The following is an 18182-nucleotide window of genomic DNA, read 5'->3' on the forward strand; positions in this document are numbered from 1 at the left end:
CTCCACCTTAGTATCCTGTTGTCCTGTAGGACAGTTGCCAAGTGTCCTACGATCAGTTGCTGGAAGCAAAATTCCTCTGACGGTGACAAAGTTTTTCTAGGTATGCCAGTTTGTTAGAGCGATCGTGCCTGCCCCCGTTGCCCCCAACCCCAGACCACTAAGCCATGAATCAACCTGCCACGAGCCAGTTAACTTCTCAAAATAGGTTCCCAGACTGCGTGTTTGTAAAGCTGCACAGTCAACCTGTTTTGGAGGAGGAAACGTCGATCGTCTTGCCTGTCTCAGCTCAGCGACCCCTTGCCACCAGCAGCACTAATTTGAGTCTCACCATTCGCTTTGGACGGCAAGAAATCAAAGTTCCAGGAGGGCGCGTTTGGTTTGGGCTGAAGCGGGGTGAGTTAAGGCTGAAGCTAGAAGATGGCAAGATTCCAATTGAGAAGATGGGGCTAACGGCTGCACTTGAACTTGAATTGGAGCGGGAAGACCAACAGGAGCAGAGCCGGGAAGGAGAAGCTAACATTGCGATCGCTGGTGGAGTTAAGACTAAAGACGCGGCTAAGAGAGCTAGCAAAGTGAAGTCTAAAATTCATCAAGTGGTTACAGGAGGCACCGAAGAAGCCCCTGTTTGGAGATTTGAAGTCAAAACTTCCGAGCCAGTCTTAGAAGGACAGCTTACTGAGGAACGATTGGGAACGATCGAGGCGGCTACTGGACCGTGTGGAGTAGCAGCAACCTTTGGGGTGCGAGGACAGCGGGATATTTGCCTGATTGAAGCAGGGGGGTTATGGGCAACTGATATCGGTCGTAATAAGAAAGCTTTGCTAGAGCGAGAGTTCTTTCTACGCTTTATTGCGCCAAAGCTACAGCCCCATCTCAGCCGAGTGGAGGGGCAGCTATGACTGAGCCAGAATTTCAAATCACCGAGGAAGAGTTTCGAGAGTTTCAAGCGATCGTTCAGCAGATTGAGACGGCAGATACCGACGACTTCTTAGAGTTATCGAAACTCTTGGGACGCGATCCTAAAAGGGATTTCGTTGCGTCAGACCTAAGTAGTGCCAATCTGAGTGGTACTGACCTGCGCCGTGTTGATTTGAGCGGTGCTTACCTAAACGGTGCCCGTCTAAGCGGTGCCAACCTAAGCGGCGCTAACTTAAGCAGCGCTGACCTAAGCAGCGCCGACTTGAGCGGTACCGACCTGCGCCGTGCTAACTTGAACGGTGCCAACTTGAACGGTGCCTACCTCAACAGTGCTTACCTAAGCGGTGCTGATCTACACAGTGCCGGCTTGAACGGTACTCACCTCAACAGTGCCTACCTGCGCGGTGCCCGCCTAAACGGTGCCAACTTGAACGGTGCCAACCTCAACAGTGCCTATCTAAGCGGTGCCAACCTAAGCGGTGCCAACCTAAGCAGCACCTGCTTGAGCAATGCTTACCTAAGCGGCGCCAATTTAAGCAGTGCCAATTTAAGCAATGCCTACCTGAGCGAAACTATTTTAGTAGGGACGATCGTTGAAAACGCGCTTTTCATCGATGTTGTAGGGCTATCTGAGTCAGCAAAGCTCGATTTGAAGCAGCGTGGAGCCATCTTTAATGATACCTCTGGCGATCGTGAGTCTGCTTACTCTCCTACCGGACGTTGAACGTTCAGTTTGTCAGGCTTCTTGGGAAGCAACAGGGCTTTAGTGTTACGTTTCGCAATCATCAGCTTTCTAGCTTGATCGTGGTGCAGATTCACCAAATGCCGCCGGAGCAGTTGGGAGTAATTCTGAACGCGATCGCATCGCGAGTGACACGCGAGAATCTGTAACTATCCATCACGAGACGTTGAAGGCGATCTCTGAATGCTGCTCTAGTGTTCGGCTCGTTGTCCTGCTGTCCTGTAGGACATATAAGGATTGTCCTACAGGAGCGTCTAGAAGCCTTATGGGGAGAGAGGACGACTACTAATACTTGAAGAACGGGAAGTTTGCGGAGGGAAATCTCTAGATATTTCTAAAGCATTGTCCTCAGTCCATATTGGAATTTCAGCAGGCCCAGAAAAATCTGATAGTCTTGCGCTAAATTCCTTTTGTCCTCTAAATTTATCCAGTTCTTGAGCAATTACTCGTAAGCAAGAAGAGGGCGATTGAGCTACTTGCTCTTCAGCAAAACGAATAACTATCCATCCACATTGGAGGAAGAAATCATTTCGCCTATCATCTTTGCCCAAGTAGTGACTGGGCTTTTTTATACCATCTTCCTTGAACCAGGGTTCATCTATTTCTACATCTATCCATATGTGAGTTATGGGGTCATGCACAATTACATCTGGAGTGTAAGGGTACTGTCCTGAAGAAAGTTCTAAACCTTTCTGCCAGTCTATCTTCAGCTCTGGAAATGTAGATTTCAACTTCTCAAACAACACTTTATCCCGTTTGCCAGCACGAGCACTACTCGGCTTTAAATCTGCGTCTATCTCTTCTTTGATTGTGTCAGAGATCCATCTAAGACGCCCTTCAGGGCTAAGTCGAGCTTCACACTCTTTTTTATGTTTCTCCATTAATTTCATTCTTTTGATTTCCCATGCAACGTTGATTTGTTCACATTGCATCTTCCACTCCTGCAATTTCTGTTCTTCAGTTTGATACCAAATTTCTATATCCTTTTGCCATTTAGAGAGTAAATCCTCATAAACTCTCAAATCCTCGTTGTATTTCAGCCGCCTCTTCATATAGCCGCAGATGGCATCATATATAGCAGTTACAATCGCCATCCCTGCCAAAAATTGACCTACTACAGGAATAGCTGAACCTATCATTGCTGCCAGCGCCAAGGGTCCAGTTTGACTGAACCGATTGGGAGCTTTAGGTAGGTTAAATTCAGGTTTTTTTGGGGCTTCTGGCTTTTTGGGTTGAATAGGGCGAGAAGGAAGAACTAGCTCAGGTAAAGGAGGCTTTTGCTCTAAGATTCTTTTTAAAGAGTTTGGAACTAGAACAATAGGGTAACTAAACATTTTAGAGGACCATGAATTAGAGGTGTAGGGGAAGGCTGACAACTTGCATTGTTGAAAAGCCTACCTTCCCTATACCGATTAACTTTTCTCTAACTGGAAGGTTCATTAACTCTTGACCGCTTCACGGAGAAGTTGAGCAACATTACATTCAAAGTGCCGTGATAAAATGCCGCAAATGTCCCAATCACGTCAAATTGGTTAATTGTTGATGTAGCCTACTTCTTGTAACAGTTCAGACACCAAAAGTTGGACAGCTACTCTTATCGATTATTTTTCTCGGCTGCTATATAAAGGCGCGATCAAGCAAACTCAGCTTCAGGAAGAAGCCAAGGAGTAAGGCTCAAACCTTTTGAGTGTAAATCCCGTAGCGAATCAAGCTTGCACCCTTAAACATCACTCCCTTAATCGCTTCCGCACGCCGCGCACGTGTCCTAATCTTCAATCTAGTTAATCCGCCGCACTTCTCGCCGCGTCACCACCATCTCAAACTCAACCCCCACAGCCTGCGCCAGTCGGCAGAGCGTTTCTAGCGTCGTGTTTCCCTCGCTAAACGCTCGTAGAATCTGCCCTCTCCGGTTCACAGGAATCGCCTTCTCATTGCCTGTCTCTGCCTGCTCAATCTGGCAGTAGGCACGAACCAAATCGGCTTGCCAATCATCGCCAAACTTCACTTGTGCTTCAGCGGCGATCGCCTGCAAGATAGCTTTCGCTTGCTGTTCTGAGGTCATGGGAAAGATAGCGACACAGCTAGTCAAAGATAGCATTCTAAACGCCTCCCTCACTGCGACAGCGCTGCATAAAAACCGTTGGTGCAAAGGCTCTACAGGTATCCTCCCATGCATCAGGTAACGCTTTCTTTAGCTGCCGAAAGATGCCCACTAGCTCGCGGATATCCTCGTCGTTCGGCTCCACAGGTTCAGCAGCGGGGGAAGCTGTCGCCGCTGCCGTGCCGCTGCCATTGCCGTTACTGCTGGCAGGTGGGTCGTCACTGCTGACAATGCGGTAAGCCTTGCCATCGTGAAAGAGTTGTACTTCCTCGCCTTTGCGGAGTTGGGCGATCGGATCGTCAGGCTTGCCCCAAACCCTAATATCGTCGCTGCCGTCGCTGGGGGTAACAACGACGTTGATCTTCTCCCCGTAGCCGTGGTCTTTGGGCTTGCCTGCTGTGTATTTGATGGTGCCGCGTAACAGGTGCATTTGCATTGTGTTCTGGGGTATGAATTGAGCCGGGGCACTACTCCCGGTTCAGCGCTGGGGCTGCTATCGCGTGTAGACGTGGATCTCTTCGTGTCCTACTTCGTGCGAGTAGTAGGAATTGATAAAGGCATCGTTGGCGATTGCCTCCCAATCGATGTATTGGTCAAGCGTTGCCCAATCAAAAACCTGGATTGCTTCGGCTGCGGTGCAGATGCCGCCTTCCTCGCCTAGACGCTCCTCACAGAAAGCCGTTTCAGACTTGTAGCAGCCGATGTAGTAGTCGCTGAACTCGTCAAGGTCGGCATCATTGCCTAAATGAGCGAGATAGCCCTTAACCGCGTCCTCACCATGCTGGTGAATTAGGGCGGCAACCTGACACAGCTTCTCTAGATCCCAACTTTGAAAGCCTGCGAAGTTCTCGCTGTCATCGATGCGCCACTCTTCGCCTTCTGACTCGTGCAGCATGTAATCGATCGCGAACTGCACTTCTTCGGGTTCAATGCCTTCGTAAAACTCGACCCAAACGCCGCGCAACCGCCCATTGTTGTAGGCTGCCAGGTCTGCAAAATAAACTCTCGGTGTCATTGCCTTGTGTTCTGAAGTAAAAGGCGGGGCACGACTCCCGCGATCGTGCTAGATGACCTTTTCTTGCGGTTGCCTGCGGTAGCTCTTGATTTTGCCTGTGCGGTCTAGCCAGATGGTGAAGCGCTGAACGTGGCAGGTTTTTGACTCGTCGTTCACAACGCAATGAACTGTTCTCTCGAAGTAGAGAAACCAAACCTTCTGGTTTTTGTGCCTGCTGGCATCCACCAGCCAGTAGTCGCGGAGGAAGCCGTTTACTACCTGCTTCTGAGCTGCGGTGGCGTCTTCCCAAAAGTCCTGGATGCGTCGTTTCTCCCAGCCTTTAGGCGGCGACAGAGGCTCTAAGTTTTTAATGAGTGCTTGTTGCATGGTTAGAGCCTGGTTTCCTGGAGGAACGAGTAGACCATGTTTAGAAGGCGCTGTACTTCTCCAAGCTGCCGCATTAGCTCAGCGTCGGTAGCATCAGCTTCAAAGGCTTTAGTGAGTTGATGAATCGCCTTGTGTGCCTCTTGCGAGCGGAGGTAGGCGTGTAGAAACTCTCTGCTCATCAGAACGGCACCTCTTCGCTGTAGAAGTGGCATCGCTCCGCGTAGGAATCCCAGGGAGGCAAGTTACATGGGTGGATGTCTGCCGCAGCACGTAATCTGCAATAGCCCCACATTCCGGGTTTGGGACGCTGATAGTTCTCACACATGCCGCACTGTGGCTTAGGTGCTGGCGCTGCTGGTGGCTCTGGGTCGTCGGGCGCTTCGTTGCAGTGGTAGCCGTCGTAATCGGCTAATAGTGAGTAGTCCATAATTGAATCTCCATCTCTGTTGTTCTGGGGTGGAAAACTGCCCTTACCCGACCGCGAATCAGGTAAGGGCATTGCGCTTTTAGGCAGCGCTTCTCTCAGCACACTGGAGAGCCAACGGCAGCAAGCCATCGAACTCCCACACCTTCACTTCCCACGCGCAATTTGGGAGGCGATCGGACTCGCGCACCGCTGCTCGAACCTCGCCGAACTGTCGCTTAATGCCCGTAACAAACTGCTGGGCTTGCTCCTCCGACTCAAAGCCGAAGTAACCGCACTGGATGCGATCCATGCGTCCACCTCTGCCGGGGCGTTTCAGAGCGCGATACATCAGCGCTAACCGGGGAGACAAGACTAGTAGAGAGAAGCCATCAGCTAATCGACGAACCTTAGAAGTCATGAGGTGAAAACCAACTCAACTAAGCTAATTATAGCTTATTAAGCCTTACAGATAAGCTATCTTTACCTTAGATTCACACAACAAAACTGCCCCCAAAACTGGAGGCAGGAGGGCAGCGGGTACGCTGCCTAAGCCGAAGGAACTAGCGAGGCAGCAGCACGCCAGGAGTGCGAGAGCCAGCAGAACGGGGGCGCGGAAGCTGCGATAGTAACGAAGCCCGAAGCCAAGCCGGACAGCCCAAATGCAGCGCCACACCTGAGTCGCAAGGGAACCCTGGCTCTAGCAAGCGAGCACCCAACGCCCGCAGCGACGAACCCAAACCAGCCACCGCAGCCGGAGACGACAACGGCACCCACAGCACAACCCCAGAACCGAACTGAGCCGGACGGCACCACGAACCAGAGGGAAAAGGAAAGAGCATAGAACACATCTTAATTAAGCTAATTATAGCTTAAAATATAGAGGAAGGCGAGGGGGCAAGAGAGGCGCGAAGGGCTACACAAACGGAGGCGGCAGCAGGGGCACCCACCGAACCGCAACCCGGACACCTGCCAGGGGGAGGCAACCCACGAAGTAGGCGCAAACCGCAAGCCAACCACCAACGGAAACCGACCGGGAAAACCTGAGAGCCAGCGATCGGGGCAGCAAGGAAACAACGGCAGCAGACGCAAGGAAACGGACCCAACCGCAGCGGGGCGCAACGCAGCGGAGCCAAAACCCAAACCAGGCAGGGAAACAGAACCCATAAGGCACCCTGCCGGGAACTGGGCACCGCCGCGCCAGCGGCAGAGCCAAGCCAACGCCGAAGACGGCAACTAGGACAACTGGCACACGCAACCGTCACAACCCTTTCGCTCACCTTCTCTTTTCTTCTCTCTTCTCCCTGAGACAGCGGAGTGGAGCGCCCTAGGCTAAATGACGCCCGACGTGTGCGCGGAGCGCCGAGGCGACCAACGGGAGCGGAGAACAGAGGGCAGAATTGCCTATGGCGCGAAACGTAGCGGCAACTTTGCACAGGGCGTCAGCAGCAAAGCGATCGCGGCTGTTGGGAGCCTGCCGAATGGAGATGAGGAGCGCACGCAGGAGCACCGCAGACGGAGAGAGGCGGGCGGACGGAGAAGTAGCGAAGCCGCTCGACCAACGGGAAAAGGGCGTAGCGGGTCATCGAATAGGCTGCATCGTTCGATCAATTCCGGCATCGGTGCGCCAGCGCCAGCAGCACGGCAGCGGCTAAATTTTCACTGTCCTATGAGACACTTGCTACCTGTCCTACGAGACACAGGACACAAAAAGCGATCGCCCCGATGGAGAGCGATCGCCTAGTTGAGTCGGTTTAAAGTCTAAGCAGCGACGAGGCTTGAGGCTGTTTGTACTGCCATCACGTAGTCGTAGCCTGCTACCGGTCGTCCGTTTTGGGGTTTGAACACAAGCTCTGCCTCGTGATTGGGACGATCGCTCAACTCAAATATGGCTGAGCCGTCCTCATTGCGAGTAATTTCACTTCCCTCTAAGAAGAAAGTCAATACTTTAGCGCCTGGGCTGCTCCAGTCGTGCCGCTTGGGGATTTTCCCGTCTAGTGTGCAGATAGCAGTGCAAAAGTGCCATTCATCGTTCTGAGGCTGATAGTGATCAATTTGAACCACAATCCAGCCATCAATTACTTCACCGATCTGTGGGGCGCTGTCTGCCTGCCGAATCTCGTAATCTTCAACAGGTCCAAACTTCCCCGGCTGGTAGTCCGGGTCGTGCGCTAATCGTTCAGGATCAGCGTAGCCGTCAGGATAAACCTGAATGTATTTGATGATGTGCATTATCGCCTCCGATCGTCGGTTTCCGGTTCGGGATGGTTGCTCAAGACGTGGCACTCCCACTTCTTGCCTTTCTGACTGGTGCGTCTGACTTGGCTAAAAGTCGTTCCAGTCTCGGCTGCAATCTGCCTACACTTCGCTTCAGCTTCGTTTAGAGTGTCACCCCAAACATAATCGATAATTTGGCTCTGGATTGGTTTATCAGGATCATCAATTCGATGGATTCCTGCGCCTGGCGCGATCGGTCGTTGTGGTTGGGCAGGCTGGGCAGCAGGACGCACCACAGATCCACCACCAGCAGGAACGACAATGCGAGCGCATTGCGAGACAGGAACAGCGGCGATGCTGGCTATTAGTGCGATCTTGATCATTAACCTGCTTTGGTGATTTCGTGGCGTGTGTATTTCTCACCGCTGAAGTATATCTCTACCGTTGCGTCTCCTCTCACATAGAGCAATGTCGATTTGTACTTGGCTCTGGGTATCCCTAACGCTTTAATTACCTGCTGCTCGGTCATCCCTTTCTTAAGCTGACTCAATTGTTGGTCATCAACTTTGCCTGGTAGCTTGTCGGTAGGTTTGGCGATCGCATCGATTGAAGCTGTGATTCCATAGACGCTGCCAAGTCCTAGCAGCAGTCCGATCGAGAGTGCTGTGAATCTGCTAATCATTGAATTACCTCTAGTTTCGATGGGGTCCGGGGTGGTAGTTGGTAGCTGCGCCCCGGTTAATTACCGCGTGTTGCGTCGTAGTTGAAGGCTCGTCCATTGGAGTCGTACTGGATGGCTACCCAGCCGCTGCTGCCCTCAATGCGGTAGTAGTCCGTGCCGTTGGTCCAATCACGCTTTGCTGGTAGTCCTAGCCGCGATTTGATGGCGTTGTAACTCTGCCCCTGCTCGAAGTTCAAGGCTTTCAATACCCTCGCCTCATCAGCAGTGATTGTGCCCTCTCTGCCATAATCAGCGGTCCCCACCGGCGGCAGCGCTGGATCTTTCGATGCTGTTGCAGGTTGGGACGAAATGCTCAGCGATCGACCAAGTGACTGCATCTCTGAACGAGTGCAGCCCAGCAGTGGAAAGAATGCGACCGTCACGATCACAATCTGAATCAGGCTTCCGATCGCTTGGTTGCTGGGGTCGTAAGCCACCTCGTAGGTGTTCCTTTGAAGCTGGCGGCTGATGGTATCGCGGTAGCCTGCGGCGTCTGATTCATTGGAGAATCTCGCCACAACTCGACAACAGCGATCGTTGAGCCGCTGCCGCACAATCCAGGGTTTATTCATGGCAGTTCTGTAGATAAACTGCCGTAAGAATAACGCAATCATTCCCTTATGGGAATAAGGAGGTTAGGGAAAACGTAAATAAGTTAATATGCCCATGACACAATTACCGAATGGCAGAGATGAAAATCGTGATTGAGGAATCGCTAAAGCGTCGGTTTAAGGGCACTTGTGGCGAAAAAGGTGTGACGATGAGCGACGTGACTGTTGAGCTAATTAAGCTGTGGCTTGACGGTCAAATTGTCCTACCAGAATCTGAACAGGACATGGGACAGGACGCAGGACAGGACAAACAGAAGTAGTTGTACATGAACCTTTCGGCTATCCTGTAGGACACAGGGCAGGACATAGGACACATGGAAACCTACTTGCTAACGATTCAGGACTTCGAGGAGCGTTACGAGAAATCACGCTCCAACATCAACAGCCGGATTAATGGACTGAAACAGAAGGGTTATGACATGGAAGCCCAAAGGCTTGAGGGTAAAAATGTCTATAACGCCGAGCAAGTCAGGCTGATGGACGAGTTGCACAAGCATCTTAAGAATGGGCGCACGATCGCCGCGTTTCCGGCTGCTCACGCCTCAGCAGGTTTAGATAGTGTCCTACAGGACAGACGGCAGGTGTCCTACAGGACACAGGACAGACCAGAAATCGCAACCTCAATCAAGCCGAATGAACCGGCTCCGGCTGTCTTCGGCATTGCTGCCCTGATGGATTCGATCGCGGGCAAGGTAGTAGACATCATCACGGCTCGGCAGCAGCTACCACCAGCACCGATCGCGGACCCACTCGCCAACTTGCGTTCATTACAGGAAGCGTGCGATCGAGGCTGGTTGCTGTCGTCGTCACAACTCGCGCCACTGGTCGGGCTAAAGAACCTTGGTAGTAAAGACTTTGAGCGCTTCGGCTTTAAGTTTGAGCGGGCTGGGAAGAACGGTGCTGAAGCTGCTTGGAAGGTACAAAAGCCGTGACCGATTCAGTTATTCATCCCGACTACATCCGCATTTTTAGACGGGTAGCCGGAGGATGGCGGCTTCGGAAGGGAAAACTGTTTTACAAAAGATTGCCGATCGCAACCCCTGACTTCGATGATTTCGAGTTGATGTACGGAATATCTAAGCAACAAGTCGTGATTGAGTTGTTCCGCATCAATGCTGGCAAGGAGGGGTACTACCTGGCGAACTTACGCCATAAGCGTTACTACTACTGCGGTTTGACAAGCGAGGATATTCGGGCAAAACTCATGAGTCTGGGCATTGGTCGCGCTGACCCATTAGAAGATCGACTCAATGACGATGATGCTTGAGTGAGTCAAGCTCAAACCTTTATCTCTAGTCGCCTCTCCAACACCTCTAGCCGTCGCTTGACCTGAGCCAGTTCATCCTCTGGGGTGGCTGGCTCTAATTTATGCAGCAGCGCATCGATCACGAACTGCGATCGCTCTTTCTCGTTCTGGGGTAAACGCTCCATCAGGTCCGGTGGAATGCGAAGCGAGAGCCGAGGGTTAGGCATGGTGACAGATTGGGTACAAGTGGTGACAGATTCACTAAAACTTGGTGACAAGTGGTGACAGAGGGTGGTGACAGATTTCCCTTAAGTGGTGACAGCCAGTGGTGACAGGCTTGGGGCAATTGTGCCCGATCGCTGTCTCCACCCATCACTAGAGTACATTTGCTCCGCTTATCGGCAGTAATCCATTAAAAAACGTTGCCCTTCTGCTATACACGCAGTAGGACAACGCGCTGAAATTACCACTACATGTGCATATCAAGACTTGAGCTAGTCCAATACTGAATATTTGGACTAAAACAGATTTAAATAGGCTGTCAGCAGCTAGTAAATTGTGCCCATGCGATACAGAATTCTAGCGATCGTTCAGTGACATAAGTCATTAGTTAGCCTTATCTCTGCGGTAGTCCCAAGGGCGCTCCTGGCTGCTTGCCCACACGCCCATCTTTGCCTTCTGTGCTTCTGATTCCGCACTGACGATCGCGCTTCGATTCGGGCAACTGCTGCTGTGTTGCTCGTAATGATATGCCATTCCGTTCGCAGCCATACCAGAGTTCACCAATTCTGATTTAGTGCCTGGTGCATTAATCCAAACCTCTGCTACAGTGCGCCCGTAGCGGTCTTGCTCGATGGGCTGCACCGTCACTTTCCCCTTGCCGCGGTCGATCCATTGCTGCAATGCTCGCTTGGACTCTTCCCCCAGCGGTTGTGATTTCTCTGGTGCATCAATGCCACATAGTCTGACTTTTACCCCAGAACGAAGCACCAAGCTATCCCCGTCGCTGACTCGCTTCACTGGCTCTGCTGCTGTGGTAGGCACCGGCGGCTGTGCGGATTGTGGGGGGAGCTGCTGCGCTTGGGATGAGCAACCAGAAAGGGCGATCGTTGCCCCTAATAACTTCATTAGAGTTTTACGTTTCATCAAGTAAATCTCCTGATGCACTGCCTAAAGCTTGGTCAGTACAGGTTTTAGAGTTCCCAATTCGGGAATGTAACTGTGTTGATTCAAGTTCAGAGGAGATCTCCAATGTTTCGCCAAATTGCTATCGTTACTCTCGCTGCTGCGTCCGTTCTGCCTGCTTTCTCTGCGTTTGCTGCGCCGTTCAAGGATATGGATGGCAACATTCACATCCAAGATGTTACGCCTAACGCTCAAGTTCCGATTGAGGCAGGCGAATCGAAGAAGAAAGTTAAGGCTAATTATTGTGGGCTGGTTGTGGTTAGCAAGCCCAATACTTCAACGCCGATTCCCGGATCAATTGTGGTCGGTGGTGAGACGATCGACACGACTACGCTACCCATGCAGAGCTTACCCGCTTGCGTGGACAACGCTCTGAAAGAGGCGCGTGCTACGAACTTTAAGACCTCAGATGGTCGGGTGGTTTTGGTCGCTAAGACTGCAGGGATTAACTACGATGTGATCTACACAGGTGTTCCTTCGGTTAAGCAGTACCGCGCTTCTGTTTGTGGCTTTGTGCGGATCAGTAACTCCTTAACGAATCCTGCGCCTGCGAGTTTTACTTACGCTTCGACTCCTTACACGACAGCAGATCTGCCCACTCAAACACCAGGGCGCTGCATCAACGGTGTGAAGTTCATACCTCAGTAGTCTTTGTCTTTACAGGTGAATGTCCGTGCCCTCTGCTTAGAGGGCTTTTTTATTGGAGTGGAATCATGAAATTTGTGCTTGCGATCGTCGCGCTGCTGCTATCAGTTTCATCCCCTGCATTGGCGCTGACTGCCTACCGAGATAGCAAGGAGAATCTTTACTTTACAGGGCGCGAATTGCCTCCTAATTCAACCGTCGAATTCACGTATGAAGGTGCTTCGACCCGCTATCAAGAAGTCCAGATGTACCGACACCCTAACCTGGCGTGTCCAGTACATCGCTTGTGGGGAAGCTCGAAATTCAAACTATCTCTTTACTACGATTTCTTTGATCTGACGCTGCGAGGTACACCTGTTGGCGATATTTCATTTAAGCCCAACTCTTTGACGAAAGTTGCAAACAATACCAATCCTTGCAATGGGGGCTTGGTTCGCTCAGACCTGCCTTGGAAAGAGTTAAAAGCAGGTTCAGGTATCAAGGCAATTTCATTGATTGATAACACTCGATTCAAGTTTCGCTGGAAGCGGAAGGCTCAAGATGTTCGTCTAGAGACTGAAACTATCTACATCATTGGTTTGTCTTCTAAGGCTTTCCAGGTTAATAGCACTCAAATTCGACAGCGCTTTGCTAAAGTCGATCGCTGTGGGCTGCTCAAGCTTCCAGTGAGCGTGAAATATCCAGCGAGAGCGAATGATCAAGGTTACTTCAGCGTTAGGCAGGGTCGATCAGAATCGTTCTACAACTTCCGTCGATCGACCACGCCAATCAAGCCGGATAAGCAAATTCCTAAATGTTTGGGTGGTCGGCTCTTTTTGCCTGTCCCCTAACCATCTTCGGCACCTAATACTAATAGTTTGATGCGCGTCATCTGCGATCGCATTCTTGCCCAAGCTCTGTAGGTTTGGGCTTTTTGTTGGTCCAATGATGACAGGTTGCTCAAATAGCTTTGGGTGCTGACTTCTGCCGTAAAGCGATAATCCACTTCGACGAGCTTCGCTCGTAATACCTCACGTCGCGCGATTTCCTGGCTCACTTGGAAGTCTCGCCGCACGACATCAAAATCCAACACTTGCATGATCACAGCCTCGCGGGTCTTGTCTGCCAACTCGCCGCGCTGCCTCTGAATCTCAGCCACCTTCACCTGTAGGTCCGTGATAGCGATCGTTCGCGCCTGGGCTGCTTCACCCCCACCGATCATGTTTTTGAACAGTGGTACTCCAATTAATGACAGCACTTCATTGATGCCGCTGAGTGGTTGGGCGAAGATGCTAAAGATGCGATCGAGGAAGCCGCGCTGCCGTGCGGGTTGCCCATTCTGACCGGGTATCGTCTCTAGCTTCAAATAGCTCTGTACCAACGGCTCGAACACCCCAAGCCGGATCGTGTCCTGGTTGTTTTTGCGGGCTTCCTCGATCTTCTGCTCAACGATTTGAACTCGTTCATCGATCGCCGCTAGGCTGCTAGAGTTTTGAATCGCCAGCGTTTGAAGCTCTTTGATGCACGCCTCGGCGGTTTCAAGACAGGGCAGTTCACCTAACATCGACTTCCACACATCGTCATTGATGCGTAGCTGGATGAGTTTATCGAGCGAATCACCAGCGGGGTTGAGCGGGTTGGATTCTGGCTCGATCGCGTCGGGGTCGCCGATACGGTTAGGGTTGGGCGTCTCCTCCGACTGTTCGGGGGACGGTGACTCTTGGGAGATCTCCGGTGGGGCTTTGAGGGGTGGGGCTGGCTTCGATTGCGCCTGGGCGTCCAGTGCCACCAGCGACCACAAGAACCAACTCAACAGCAAGATTCTGATCATTCTGTCCCTCGAATTTGATGCGTTGAACTCGCCCACCGTAGGGGCTGCGAACTGCGGATAATTGCGACAGTGAAACCTCAACCTGAGACAACCGCGCTTCTAAATCTGCGAGCTGTCCCTGCGTCTTGAGTTCGTGTTCCCGGATGGCGATCGTTCGTTTGCTCATCTCTAGCGAGTGGCTGTACTCCTCGATCTGCCGTTTCTCTCGTGCCTTTGATAGTTTGCCCCGCGCCAGTTCCACTTCTGCGGCTGACTGGTTGCTTTCTCGCTGCCGCTGCTCCAATACAACCTGCTCATGCGGAATCACCGCTTCGGGTACGTCTTCCTTGGGCATGGTTTGCAGCACATCGATTTTGCGCTGCTGCTGTTCCCGTTGGCGGCTGGTGTCGTTGGCTTTGTGCTTCAGTCGCTCAATCTCTGCCGATTCCTCTAAGAAGCTGCTGTCAGGTAGAGGTTTCACATCGGGCATTGGTAACGCTGCCAGTTGTCGCAGTCGTGCGATCTCGCGGGTGAGTCCATCGCGCTGAAACTGTAGGCGGCTGCGGTCCCGAACGCGATCGGCGATGATTTGACCGGGGACGATGGTATCGCCCTCTCGCACCTTCAAATCGTCGGGACTAGTGAGCGTCAGTTTAACTTTGAATCGCCCACTGGATTGAGCGTTGCTACTCGTGACGATCGCGGGAGTTGTCGCCGGAGGAGCTGTGGGGGTAGGGGATTGTGCTTGGGCTGTACAGCCGCACAGCAGCAGCAGTACAAAAAAGATTGGTTTGGGCGATCGCGCCTGCTTGCATCCTGCATTCATTAATTGATGCCTGACCTAACAGTATTAGGATGCCCCTGCTACAGAGAAGGAAGTTATTGGAGGGCAAGATTTTGCAAAGAGGCATGTGGAAAAACCAATCAAGGCGAATATCACCCAGTCAGATAGTTCTAGCAGGTTGGGACAGGTACCAGGTATCGAACCATCCAGAAAGCAGGACATCGCCCAAAGGTTCATCACTGCAAACACTTACCATACCTGCCTGTTAGAGTTTTTTGTTAATATGATGCACAAGTCCGTGTCACCTCATCATGAGGTACGCAAGGTACGGTGGGTAGTTGCTGTGTGAATTACGCATCGGGATGTTGGGAGACTCCCTCTGTCTCTTGGACCCCGTCCTACTTTATGCAACCCTTAGACAAGGAGATGAAATGGACTAACTGCGGCGGAATGGACAACAGAGCTTTCCTTTCTCCGCGCCCGATCACATCTCATGTAAGCCGCTACGCGGCTGGAACCAGCCTTGTGACGAGAGGGTAAACTCGGCTTAATCAAGAAATCCAACATTGAGTGTGTTCGGCAACTGAATTATTCCTGCGAGGTTTTGTCCTGTTGAGAGATAGGACATGCGACGCTTTCCTCGCTTGACTTTAGCTACATTTGGTAGCTAGGTGTTGGTATGCGCTCAAAAGAGCCTGCCAACTATTCAGTGCCGACACCTCTAAAAATTCACCGTCGGACTCTCTGACTCAGCAGGGAAAGCGTTTCGCTACGTTCCAATTCTTTTTCAGGTCACCTCCAGGGTTTGTAGCGTAAACCCATTTGGAGTAATCGCCATATGCTTACACGTAAGCAACCTCCCCCTGTTGACGATCAGCCTGAGCCTCTGGGTTTGAACCTGAAGGTCAACCTGGCTGAAAAACTGGTCCTACAACTGCGGCTTTCTGAGGGAGCAGTTCTGCAACTTAGACCACTGCTGTTTGTGCTTGCCATTCTTGCGACCGGCTGGATTGGGTTCAACCAAATCCCAAAACTACCCCCAGCCCCACCTCCGACTGCGGATGTACAACCGCGAAAGTGAGGAGCAGCGCATTTCGTACAAACACAATCGAATCTAGCTTTTGACACATGAAGCCTGGGCAGAGATGCCTGGGCTTTTCTTGTTTGTAGCGATGTTGTGCCCTGCCCTCACACCTCTATCCTACGTCCTCTGTACAAGCTCCCTCACGATCGCACCTTTACGATCGCTTTGCCTTGTAAGATCCAGAATTCCCGCAGCGGTGCCAGTTGTGCAGGTCGGGCATTGGAGAGTTCGAGCTGTCCACCGAACACTCTCACAGATGGGTAGGCTTCAATCTCGGTTTGCACTCGTACCTCGTTCATTTCATCCAGCAGCAGTGAGCCGCTGATGTAGCTGAAATCCCCGTAGCACTTCGCTAACGCTTTCCATGCTGCTTTGTGCTGACCGCGTGATCGCTCCAGAATTCGTGATCCGGTGGTACTCCAAGCTTGAACGCGATTTGATTTTGATTCAGTGCCTTTGACATCTGCTGCTCGTAATCTTTCCAGCCGTGCCGCCGACCCAGCCAGTAGGCGATCGCCAGCAGTGCAGCCGTGAGGGTCCAGTGAATCATTGTCCTGTTGTCCTGTGAGACAGTTCGCAAGTGTCCTGTAAGCCATCGTCGCACTGCTGGGCGGATCAAGCCCTCACTGAGGAGCGAGGGCTTAAATGTCACAGCGGACGGGCGAACTGGCGGAGATCGTGTACGCTGTTGTTCACTTGCTAGAGGATGTGCCTAGCAGCGTTTTCGCCAGAATGACAAGCCCAATGATTACAGCAAAGGTGCCCATATCACTTTGCTCAGGCGGGGTAGACGCTGGCAAGCGAAACCCATCCGAGGGAATCTGGATTTGGATGGTTTGGGGAGCCGGAACCGAGCTGGAAGACGGAGTAGATTGAGTTGGAGTGGAAGTAGGCATTGATTACCTCAGTTGCTTGGGTTGACTCTTTCAGCATCGCTGGGAAGCCTTCAACCGTGGTCTGAGTAAGGCGTTGGGGTTATGTCAGACTTGTGTAAGAGATCTGGGAAAGACTATGGCGCGATCTTTACGAGCCTCGATCGACGGGGTAAAAACAGCGGAACTTGCCCTAAAACGCAAGGGCTGGACCCAGGATTATGTTGCGGGGGGTGCTCGCTGTAACCGTCAGACTGTGGGTAATTTCTTTGCCAGAAGACCCGTCGAGAAGCGTCTGTTTCAAGCCATTTGCATTGAGCTGGGGCTGGAGTGGGGAACCATTGCAGAACCGGAAGCAGGGGGTGAACAAGCCCGTCAACTGTCCAGCATTGACGAACTGGTGCAAGCAGTTCGCAGCATTATTCGAGCGAATGTTCTGAAGCGCTACGGAACGATGCGAGTGCTGGACATGGAGCAGAGCATTGGGCTGGACGACATCTACACCAACGTCAACATCCTAGAGAAAATTACAGGACGCAGACGACTTGATCTGAATCAATTGAAGAACATTAATGTAGAAAATTTTGAGCGCTTTGGGTTAAGCAACGTTCAAGAAAAGCGAGTTCCAGGAATTGAAGCGGTTGAGGCACATCAAAATCTATTAATTTTAGGCAAACCAGGGGCAGGAAAATCTACTTTTTTGAAACACCTAACGCTGCAATGTGTTGGAGAAAAGTTTCAAACTGAGCGCATTCCAGTATTCGTGACGCTGAAAGATTTTGCTGAAGCTACCGACCAGCCCAGTTTGTTGGATTACTTGAAGCAAATTTTTAGCAGCTATGGGGTGGCTCCCGATGTGAAGGTGAAAACGGGGCTGTTGGAGTCGCTGCTGAATTGGAATGAGACCTCGGTAGAACAACTGCTGCGGCACGGACGGCTGCTGATTCTGCTTGACGGACTGGATGAGGTGAGAGAAACGGACAGTACACGGGTGCTGCAACAGATCCAGAGCTTTGCAGACCAGTACGACCAGAATCAACTGGTCATGACCTGCCGAATTGCCGCCAAGGAATACATTTTTAAGCAATTTACAGAGGTAGAAATTGCCGACTTCACCGATGAACAAATCGCCAGTTTTGCTTATACCCCTCTTTAATCACTCTAAGCGGATGAAAACAGTAGCTGCAAGTTGAGCCCCTGCACAAGTGGACAAGCAAACTGATTCATCTGGTGCATCAATTGCTTAAATCCAGCTTCTAATGGATCAATGGGAAACACCTCTAACCATCGTTTAAGCCAGTTGAAACAAATCAATGGTTGAATGACCAATCGCAGGTTATTGAGTAAGTGCTTCCAACCACTTTGGTTGCTCCACCAGGGATGTTTTGCAAACTGCTGATGGGCTAATGGACAGGTATTGTTAAAGGCATCAGCAAACAAACTGACCATGAGGAAAGCGCTCATGACCAATTCCCACCACTTC

Annotated in this window: 30 protein-coding genes and 1 pseudogene; 10 read left to right on the forward strand and 21 right to left on the reverse strand. The window is 51.5% G+C overall.

Features of this window, described 5'->3' with window-relative positions:
* The first annotated feature begins 218 nt into the window (after positions 1–218).
* The 3 genes from H6F43_RS03435 to H6F43_RS03445 are packed head-to-tail and all read left to right on the forward strand — an operon-like array spanning position 219 to position 1809.
* A complete protein-coding gene (locus H6F43_RS03435) occupies positions 219–899 on the forward strand; it encodes a hypothetical protein (RefSeq protein ID WP_190340686.1) in 681 nt (226 codons plus the stop codon).
* Positions 896–1642, forward strand: coding sequence for a pentapeptide repeat-containing protein (locus H6F43_RS03440; protein ID WP_190340689.1), 747 nt, complete (start codon positions 896–898; stop codon positions 1640–1642). Before H6F43_RS03435 ends, H6F43_RS03440 begins: the two co-directional genes overlap by 4 nt.
* Positions 1639–1809, forward strand: a complete 171-nt coding sequence (locus tag H6F43_RS03445) for a hypothetical protein (protein ID WP_190340691.1) — start codon at positions 1639–1641, stop codon at positions 1807–1809. Before H6F43_RS03440 ends, H6F43_RS03445 begins: the two co-directional genes overlap by 4 nt.
* Positions 1810–1923: 114 nt before the next feature.
* Here the strand turns inward: H6F43_RS03445 and H6F43_RS03450 are convergent, their stop codons facing one another.
* The 10 genes from H6F43_RS03450 to H6F43_RS03495 form a co-directional block, all read right to left on the reverse strand.
* Entirely contained in the window at positions 1924–2994 is a 1071-nt protein-coding gene (locus tag H6F43_RS03450) for a hypothetical protein (RefSeq protein ID WP_190340693.1), read from the reverse strand.
* A 443-nt stretch (positions 2995–3437) separates the two neighbouring features.
* Positions 3438–3722, reverse strand: a complete 285-nt coding sequence (locus H6F43_RS03455) for a hypothetical protein (protein WP_190340694.1) — start codon at positions 3720–3722, stop codon at positions 3438–3440.
* Between the two features lie 37 nt (positions 3723–3759).
* Positions 3760–4197, reverse strand: coding sequence for a hypothetical protein (locus H6F43_RS03460; RefSeq protein WP_190340696.1), 438 nt, complete (start codon positions 4195–4197; stop codon positions 3760–3762).
* Between the two features lie 57 nt (positions 4198–4254).
* Positions 4255–4776, reverse strand: coding sequence for an antirestriction protein ArdA (locus H6F43_RS03465; protein ID WP_190340698.1), 522 nt, complete (start codon positions 4774–4776; stop codon positions 4255–4257).
* A 48-nt stretch (positions 4777–4824) separates the two neighbouring features.
* Positions 4825–5142: a hypothetical protein gene (locus H6F43_RS03470; RefSeq protein WP_190340700.1), complete on the reverse strand. Its 318-nt coding sequence runs from the start codon at positions 5140–5142 to the stop codon at positions 4825–4827.
* Positions 5143–5144: 2 nt separating this feature from the next.
* Entirely contained in the window at positions 5145–5321 is a 177-nt protein-coding gene (locus H6F43_RS03475) for a hypothetical protein (protein WP_190340702.1), read from the reverse strand.
* Positions 5321–5569, reverse strand: coding sequence for a hypothetical protein (locus tag H6F43_RS03480; RefSeq protein ID WP_190340704.1), 249 nt, complete (start codon positions 5567–5569; stop codon positions 5321–5323). The genes H6F43_RS03475 and H6F43_RS03480 overlap by 1 nt, the downstream gene beginning before the upstream one ends.
* Before the next feature lie 79 nt (positions 5570–5648).
* The gene (locus tag H6F43_RS03485; protein ID WP_190340706.1) at positions 5649–5966 is read right to left on the reverse strand and encodes a hypothetical protein; all 318 of its coding nucleotides are present in this window, start codon (positions 5964–5966) and stop codon (positions 5649–5651) included.
* 142 nt (positions 5967–6108) lie between these two features.
* Positions 6109–6387: a hypothetical protein gene (locus H6F43_RS03490; RefSeq protein WP_190340708.1), complete on the reverse strand. Its 279-nt coding sequence runs from the start codon at positions 6385–6387 to the stop codon at positions 6109–6111.
* 74 nt (positions 6388–6461) lie between these two features.
* The gene (locus H6F43_RS03495) at positions 6462–6797 is read right to left on the reverse strand and encodes a hypothetical protein (RefSeq protein ID WP_190340710.1); all 336 of its coding nucleotides are present in this window, start codon (positions 6795–6797) and stop codon (positions 6462–6464) included.
* 84 nt (positions 6798–6881) lie between these two features.
* Here H6F43_RS03495 and H6F43_RS03500 point away from each other — a divergent pair, with 84 nt between their 5' ends.
* Positions 6882–7289: a hypothetical protein gene (locus H6F43_RS03500; RefSeq protein WP_190340711.1), complete on the forward strand. Its 408-nt coding sequence runs from the start codon at positions 6882–6884 to the stop codon at positions 7287–7289.
* Between the two features lie 17 nt (positions 7290–7306).
* Here H6F43_RS03500 and H6F43_RS03505 read toward each other — a convergent pair whose 3' ends face one another.
* From H6F43_RS03505 to H6F43_RS03520, 4 genes are read right to left on the reverse strand one after another with little or no spacing between them, the layout of a single operon-like run.
* Positions 7307–7777 carry a hypothetical protein gene (locus tag H6F43_RS03505; protein ID WP_190340713.1) on the reverse strand — a complete coding sequence of 157 codons (471 nt, stop codon included), beginning with the start codon at positions 7775–7777 and terminating at the stop codon, positions 7307–7309.
* The gene (locus H6F43_RS03510; RefSeq protein ID WP_190340715.1) at positions 7777–8145 is read right to left on the reverse strand and encodes a hypothetical protein; all 369 of its coding nucleotides are present in this window, start codon (positions 8143–8145) and stop codon (positions 7777–7779) included. Before H6F43_RS03510 ends, H6F43_RS03505 begins: the two co-directional genes overlap by 1 nt.
* On the reverse strand, positions 8145–8444 hold the full coding sequence (gene bamE, locus H6F43_RS03515; protein WP_190340717.1) for an outer membrane protein assembly factor BamE: 300 nt from the start codon (positions 8442–8444) through the stop codon (positions 8145–8147). Before bamE ends, H6F43_RS03510 begins: the two co-directional genes overlap by 1 nt.
* 56 nt (positions 8445–8500) lie before the next feature.
* On the reverse strand, positions 8501–9055 hold the full coding sequence (locus H6F43_RS03520; protein WP_190340719.1) for a hypothetical protein: 555 nt from the start codon (positions 9053–9055) through the stop codon (positions 8501–8503).
* 110 nt (positions 9056–9165) lie between these two features.
* On the opposite strand from H6F43_RS03520, the gene H6F43_RS03525 reads away from it, so the two are divergent.
* The 3 genes from H6F43_RS03525 to H6F43_RS03535 are packed head-to-tail and all read left to right on the forward strand — an operon-like array spanning position 9166 to position 10361.
* Positions 9166–9354 carry a hypothetical protein gene (locus tag H6F43_RS03525; protein ID WP_190340721.1) on the forward strand — a complete coding sequence of 63 codons (189 nt, stop codon included), beginning with the start codon at positions 9166–9168 and terminating at the stop codon, positions 9352–9354.
* A gap of 54 nt (positions 9355–9408) precedes the next feature.
* Complete coding sequence (locus H6F43_RS03530; protein ID WP_190340722.1) at positions 9409–10026, forward strand: hypothetical protein; 618 nt, start codon at positions 9409–9411, stop codon at positions 10024–10026.
* Positions 10023–10361 (forward strand): hypothetical protein, encoded by a 339-nt coding sequence (locus H6F43_RS03535; protein ID WP_190340724.1) that lies wholly within the window; start codon positions 10023–10025, stop codon positions 10359–10361. The genes H6F43_RS03530 and H6F43_RS03535 overlap by 4 nt, the downstream gene beginning before the upstream one ends.
* Before the next feature lie 11 nt (positions 10362–10372).
* Here the strand turns inward: H6F43_RS03535 and H6F43_RS03540 are convergent, their stop codons facing one another.
* Positions 10373–10567, reverse strand: coding sequence for a hypothetical protein (locus tag H6F43_RS03540; protein WP_190340725.1), 195 nt, complete (start codon positions 10565–10567; stop codon positions 10373–10375).
* A gap of 379 nt (positions 10568–10946) precedes the next feature.
* Complete coding sequence (locus tag H6F43_RS03545) at positions 10947–11486, reverse strand: thermonuclease family protein (RefSeq protein WP_190340727.1); 540 nt, start codon at positions 11484–11486, stop codon at positions 10947–10949.
* 105 nt (positions 11487–11591) lie between these two features.
* Between H6F43_RS03545 and H6F43_RS03550 the strand changes: the two genes are divergently transcribed.
* Positions 11592–12173: a hypothetical protein gene (locus H6F43_RS03550; protein ID WP_190340729.1), complete on the forward strand. Its 582-nt coding sequence runs from the start codon at positions 11592–11594 to the stop codon at positions 12171–12173.
* A 65-nt stretch (positions 12174–12238) separates the two neighbouring features.
* Positions 12239–13000, forward strand: coding sequence for a hypothetical protein (locus H6F43_RS03555; protein WP_190340731.1), 762 nt, complete (start codon positions 12239–12241; stop codon positions 12998–13000).
* On the opposite strand, the gene H6F43_RS03560 is transcribed toward H6F43_RS03555, so the two are convergent.
* The 4 genes from H6F43_RS03560 to H6F43_RS03575 form a co-directional block, all read right to left on the reverse strand.
* Positions 12997–13962, reverse strand: a complete 966-nt coding sequence (locus H6F43_RS03560) for a hypothetical protein (RefSeq protein WP_190340733.1) — start codon at positions 13960–13962, stop codon at positions 12997–12999. The genes H6F43_RS03555 and H6F43_RS03560 overlap by 4 nt on opposite strands.
* Before the next feature lie 2005 nt (positions 13963–15967).
* Entirely contained in the window at positions 15968–16126 is a 159-nt protein-coding gene (locus H6F43_RS03565; protein WP_190340735.1) for a hypothetical protein, read from the reverse strand.
* Between the two features lie 53 nt (positions 16127–16179).
* Positions 16180–16377 carry a hypothetical protein gene (locus H6F43_RS03570; protein ID WP_190340737.1) on the reverse strand — a complete coding sequence of 66 codons (198 nt, stop codon included), beginning with the start codon at positions 16375–16377 and terminating at the stop codon, positions 16180–16182.
* Positions 16378–16519: 142 nt separating this feature from the next.
* Positions 16520–16723, reverse strand: coding sequence for a hypothetical protein (locus tag H6F43_RS03575; protein WP_190340738.1), 204 nt, complete (start codon positions 16721–16723; stop codon positions 16520–16522).
* A gap of 115 nt (positions 16724–16838) precedes the next feature.
* On the opposite strand from H6F43_RS03575, the gene H6F43_RS03580 reads away from it, so the two are divergent.
* Entirely contained in the window at positions 16839–17855 is a 1017-nt protein-coding gene (locus H6F43_RS03580) for an NACHT domain-containing protein (RefSeq protein ID WP_190340741.1), read from the forward strand.
* Between the two features lie 5 nt (positions 17856–17860).
* On the opposite strand, the pseudogene H6F43_RS03585 reads toward H6F43_RS03580, so the two are convergent.
* Positions 17861–18182, reverse strand: a pseudogene (locus H6F43_RS03585) (IS701 family transposase); the annotation flags it as partial.

Source organism: Leptolyngbya sp. FACHB-36 (assembly GCF_014695955.1).
GTDB lineage: Bacteria > Cyanobacteriota > Cyanobacteriia > Leptolyngbyales > Leptolyngbyaceae > FACHB-36.

Coding starts and splice junctions, on each gene's coding strand:
- H6F43_RS03570 (WP_190340737.1), bottom strand. CDS start 16,377: ATGATTCACTGGACCCTCACGGCTGCACTGCTGGCGATCGCCTACTGG.
- H6F43_RS03575 (WP_190340738.1), bottom strand. CDS start 16,723: ATGCCTACTTCCACTCCAACTCAATCTACTCCGTCTTCCAGCTCGGTT.
- H6F43_RS03580 (WP_190340741.1), top strand. CDS start 16,839: ATGGCGCGATCTTTACGAGCCTCGATCGACGGGGTAAAAACAGCGGAA.
- H6F43_RS03505 (WP_190340713.1), bottom strand. CDS start 7,777: ATGCACATCATCAAATACATTCAGGTTTATCCTGACGGCTACGCTGAT.
- H6F43_RS03460 (WP_190340696.1), bottom strand. CDS start 4,197: ATGCAAATGCACCTGTTACGCGGCACCATCAAATACACAGCAGGCAAG.
- H6F43_RS03465 (WP_190340698.1), bottom strand. CDS start 4,776: ATGACACCGAGAGTTTATTTTGCAGACCTGGCAGCCTACAACAATGGG.
- H6F43_RS03530 (WP_190340722.1), top strand. CDS start 9,409: ATGGAAACCTACTTGCTAACGATTCAGGACTTCGAGGAGCGTTACGAG.
- H6F43_RS03520 (WP_190340719.1), bottom strand. CDS start 9,055: ATGAATAAACCCTGGATTGTGCGGCAGCGGCTCAACGATCGCTGTTGT.
- bamE (WP_190340717.1), bottom strand. CDS start 8,444: ATGATTAGCAGATTCACAGCACTCTCGATCGGACTGCTGCTAGGACTT.
- H6F43_RS03545 (WP_190340727.1), bottom strand. CDS start 11,486: ATGAAACGTAAAACTCTAATGAAGTTATTAGGGGCAACGATCGCCCTT.
- H6F43_RS03490 (WP_190340708.1), bottom strand. CDS start 6,387: ATGCTCTTTCCTTTTCCCTCTGGTTCGTGGTGCCGTCCGGCTCAGTTC.
- H6F43_RS03555 (WP_190340731.1), top strand. CDS start 12,239: ATGAAATTTGTGCTTGCGATCGTCGCGCTGCTGCTATCAGTTTCATCC.
- H6F43_RS03565 (WP_190340735.1), bottom strand. CDS start 16,126: ATGAACGAGGTACGAGTGCAAACCGAGATTGAAGCCTACCCATCTGTG.
- H6F43_RS03455 (WP_190340694.1), bottom strand. CDS start 3,722: ATGACCTCAGAACAGCAAGCGAAAGCTATCTTGCAGGCGATCGCCGCT.
- H6F43_RS03510 (WP_190340715.1), bottom strand. CDS start 8,145: ATGATCAAGATCGCACTAATAGCCAGCATCGCCGCTGTTCCTGTCTCG.
- H6F43_RS03540 (WP_190340725.1), bottom strand. CDS start 10,567: ATGCCTAACCCTCGGCTCTCGCTTCGCATTCCACCGGACCTGATGGAG.
- H6F43_RS03470 (WP_190340700.1), bottom strand. CDS start 5,142: ATGCAACAAGCACTCATTAAAAACTTAGAGCCTCTGTCGCCGCCTAAA.
- H6F43_RS03440 (WP_190340689.1), top strand. CDS start 896: ATGACTGAGCCAGAATTTCAAATCACCGAGGAAGAGTTTCGAGAGTTT.
- H6F43_RS03500 (WP_190340711.1), top strand. CDS start 6,882: ATGACGCCCGACGTGTGCGCGGAGCGCCGAGGCGACCAACGGGAGCGG.
- H6F43_RS03450 (WP_190340693.1), bottom strand. CDS start 2,994: ATGTTTAGTTACCCTATTGTTCTAGTTCCAAACTCTTTAAAAAGAATC.
- H6F43_RS03525 (WP_190340721.1), top strand. CDS start 9,166: ATGGCAGAGATGAAAATCGTGATTGAGGAATCGCTAAAGCGTCGGTTT.
- H6F43_RS03485 (WP_190340706.1), bottom strand. CDS start 5,966: ATGACTTCTAAGGTTCGTCGATTAGCTGATGGCTTCTCTCTACTAGTC.
- H6F43_RS03475 (WP_190340702.1), bottom strand. CDS start 5,321: ATGAGCAGAGAGTTTCTACACGCCTACCTCCGCTCGCAAGAGGCACAC.
- H6F43_RS03480 (WP_190340704.1), bottom strand. CDS start 5,569: ATGGACTACTCACTATTAGCCGATTACGACGGCTACCACTGCAACGAA.
- H6F43_RS03550 (WP_190340729.1), top strand. CDS start 11,592: ATGTTTCGCCAAATTGCTATCGTTACTCTCGCTGCTGCGTCCGTTCTG.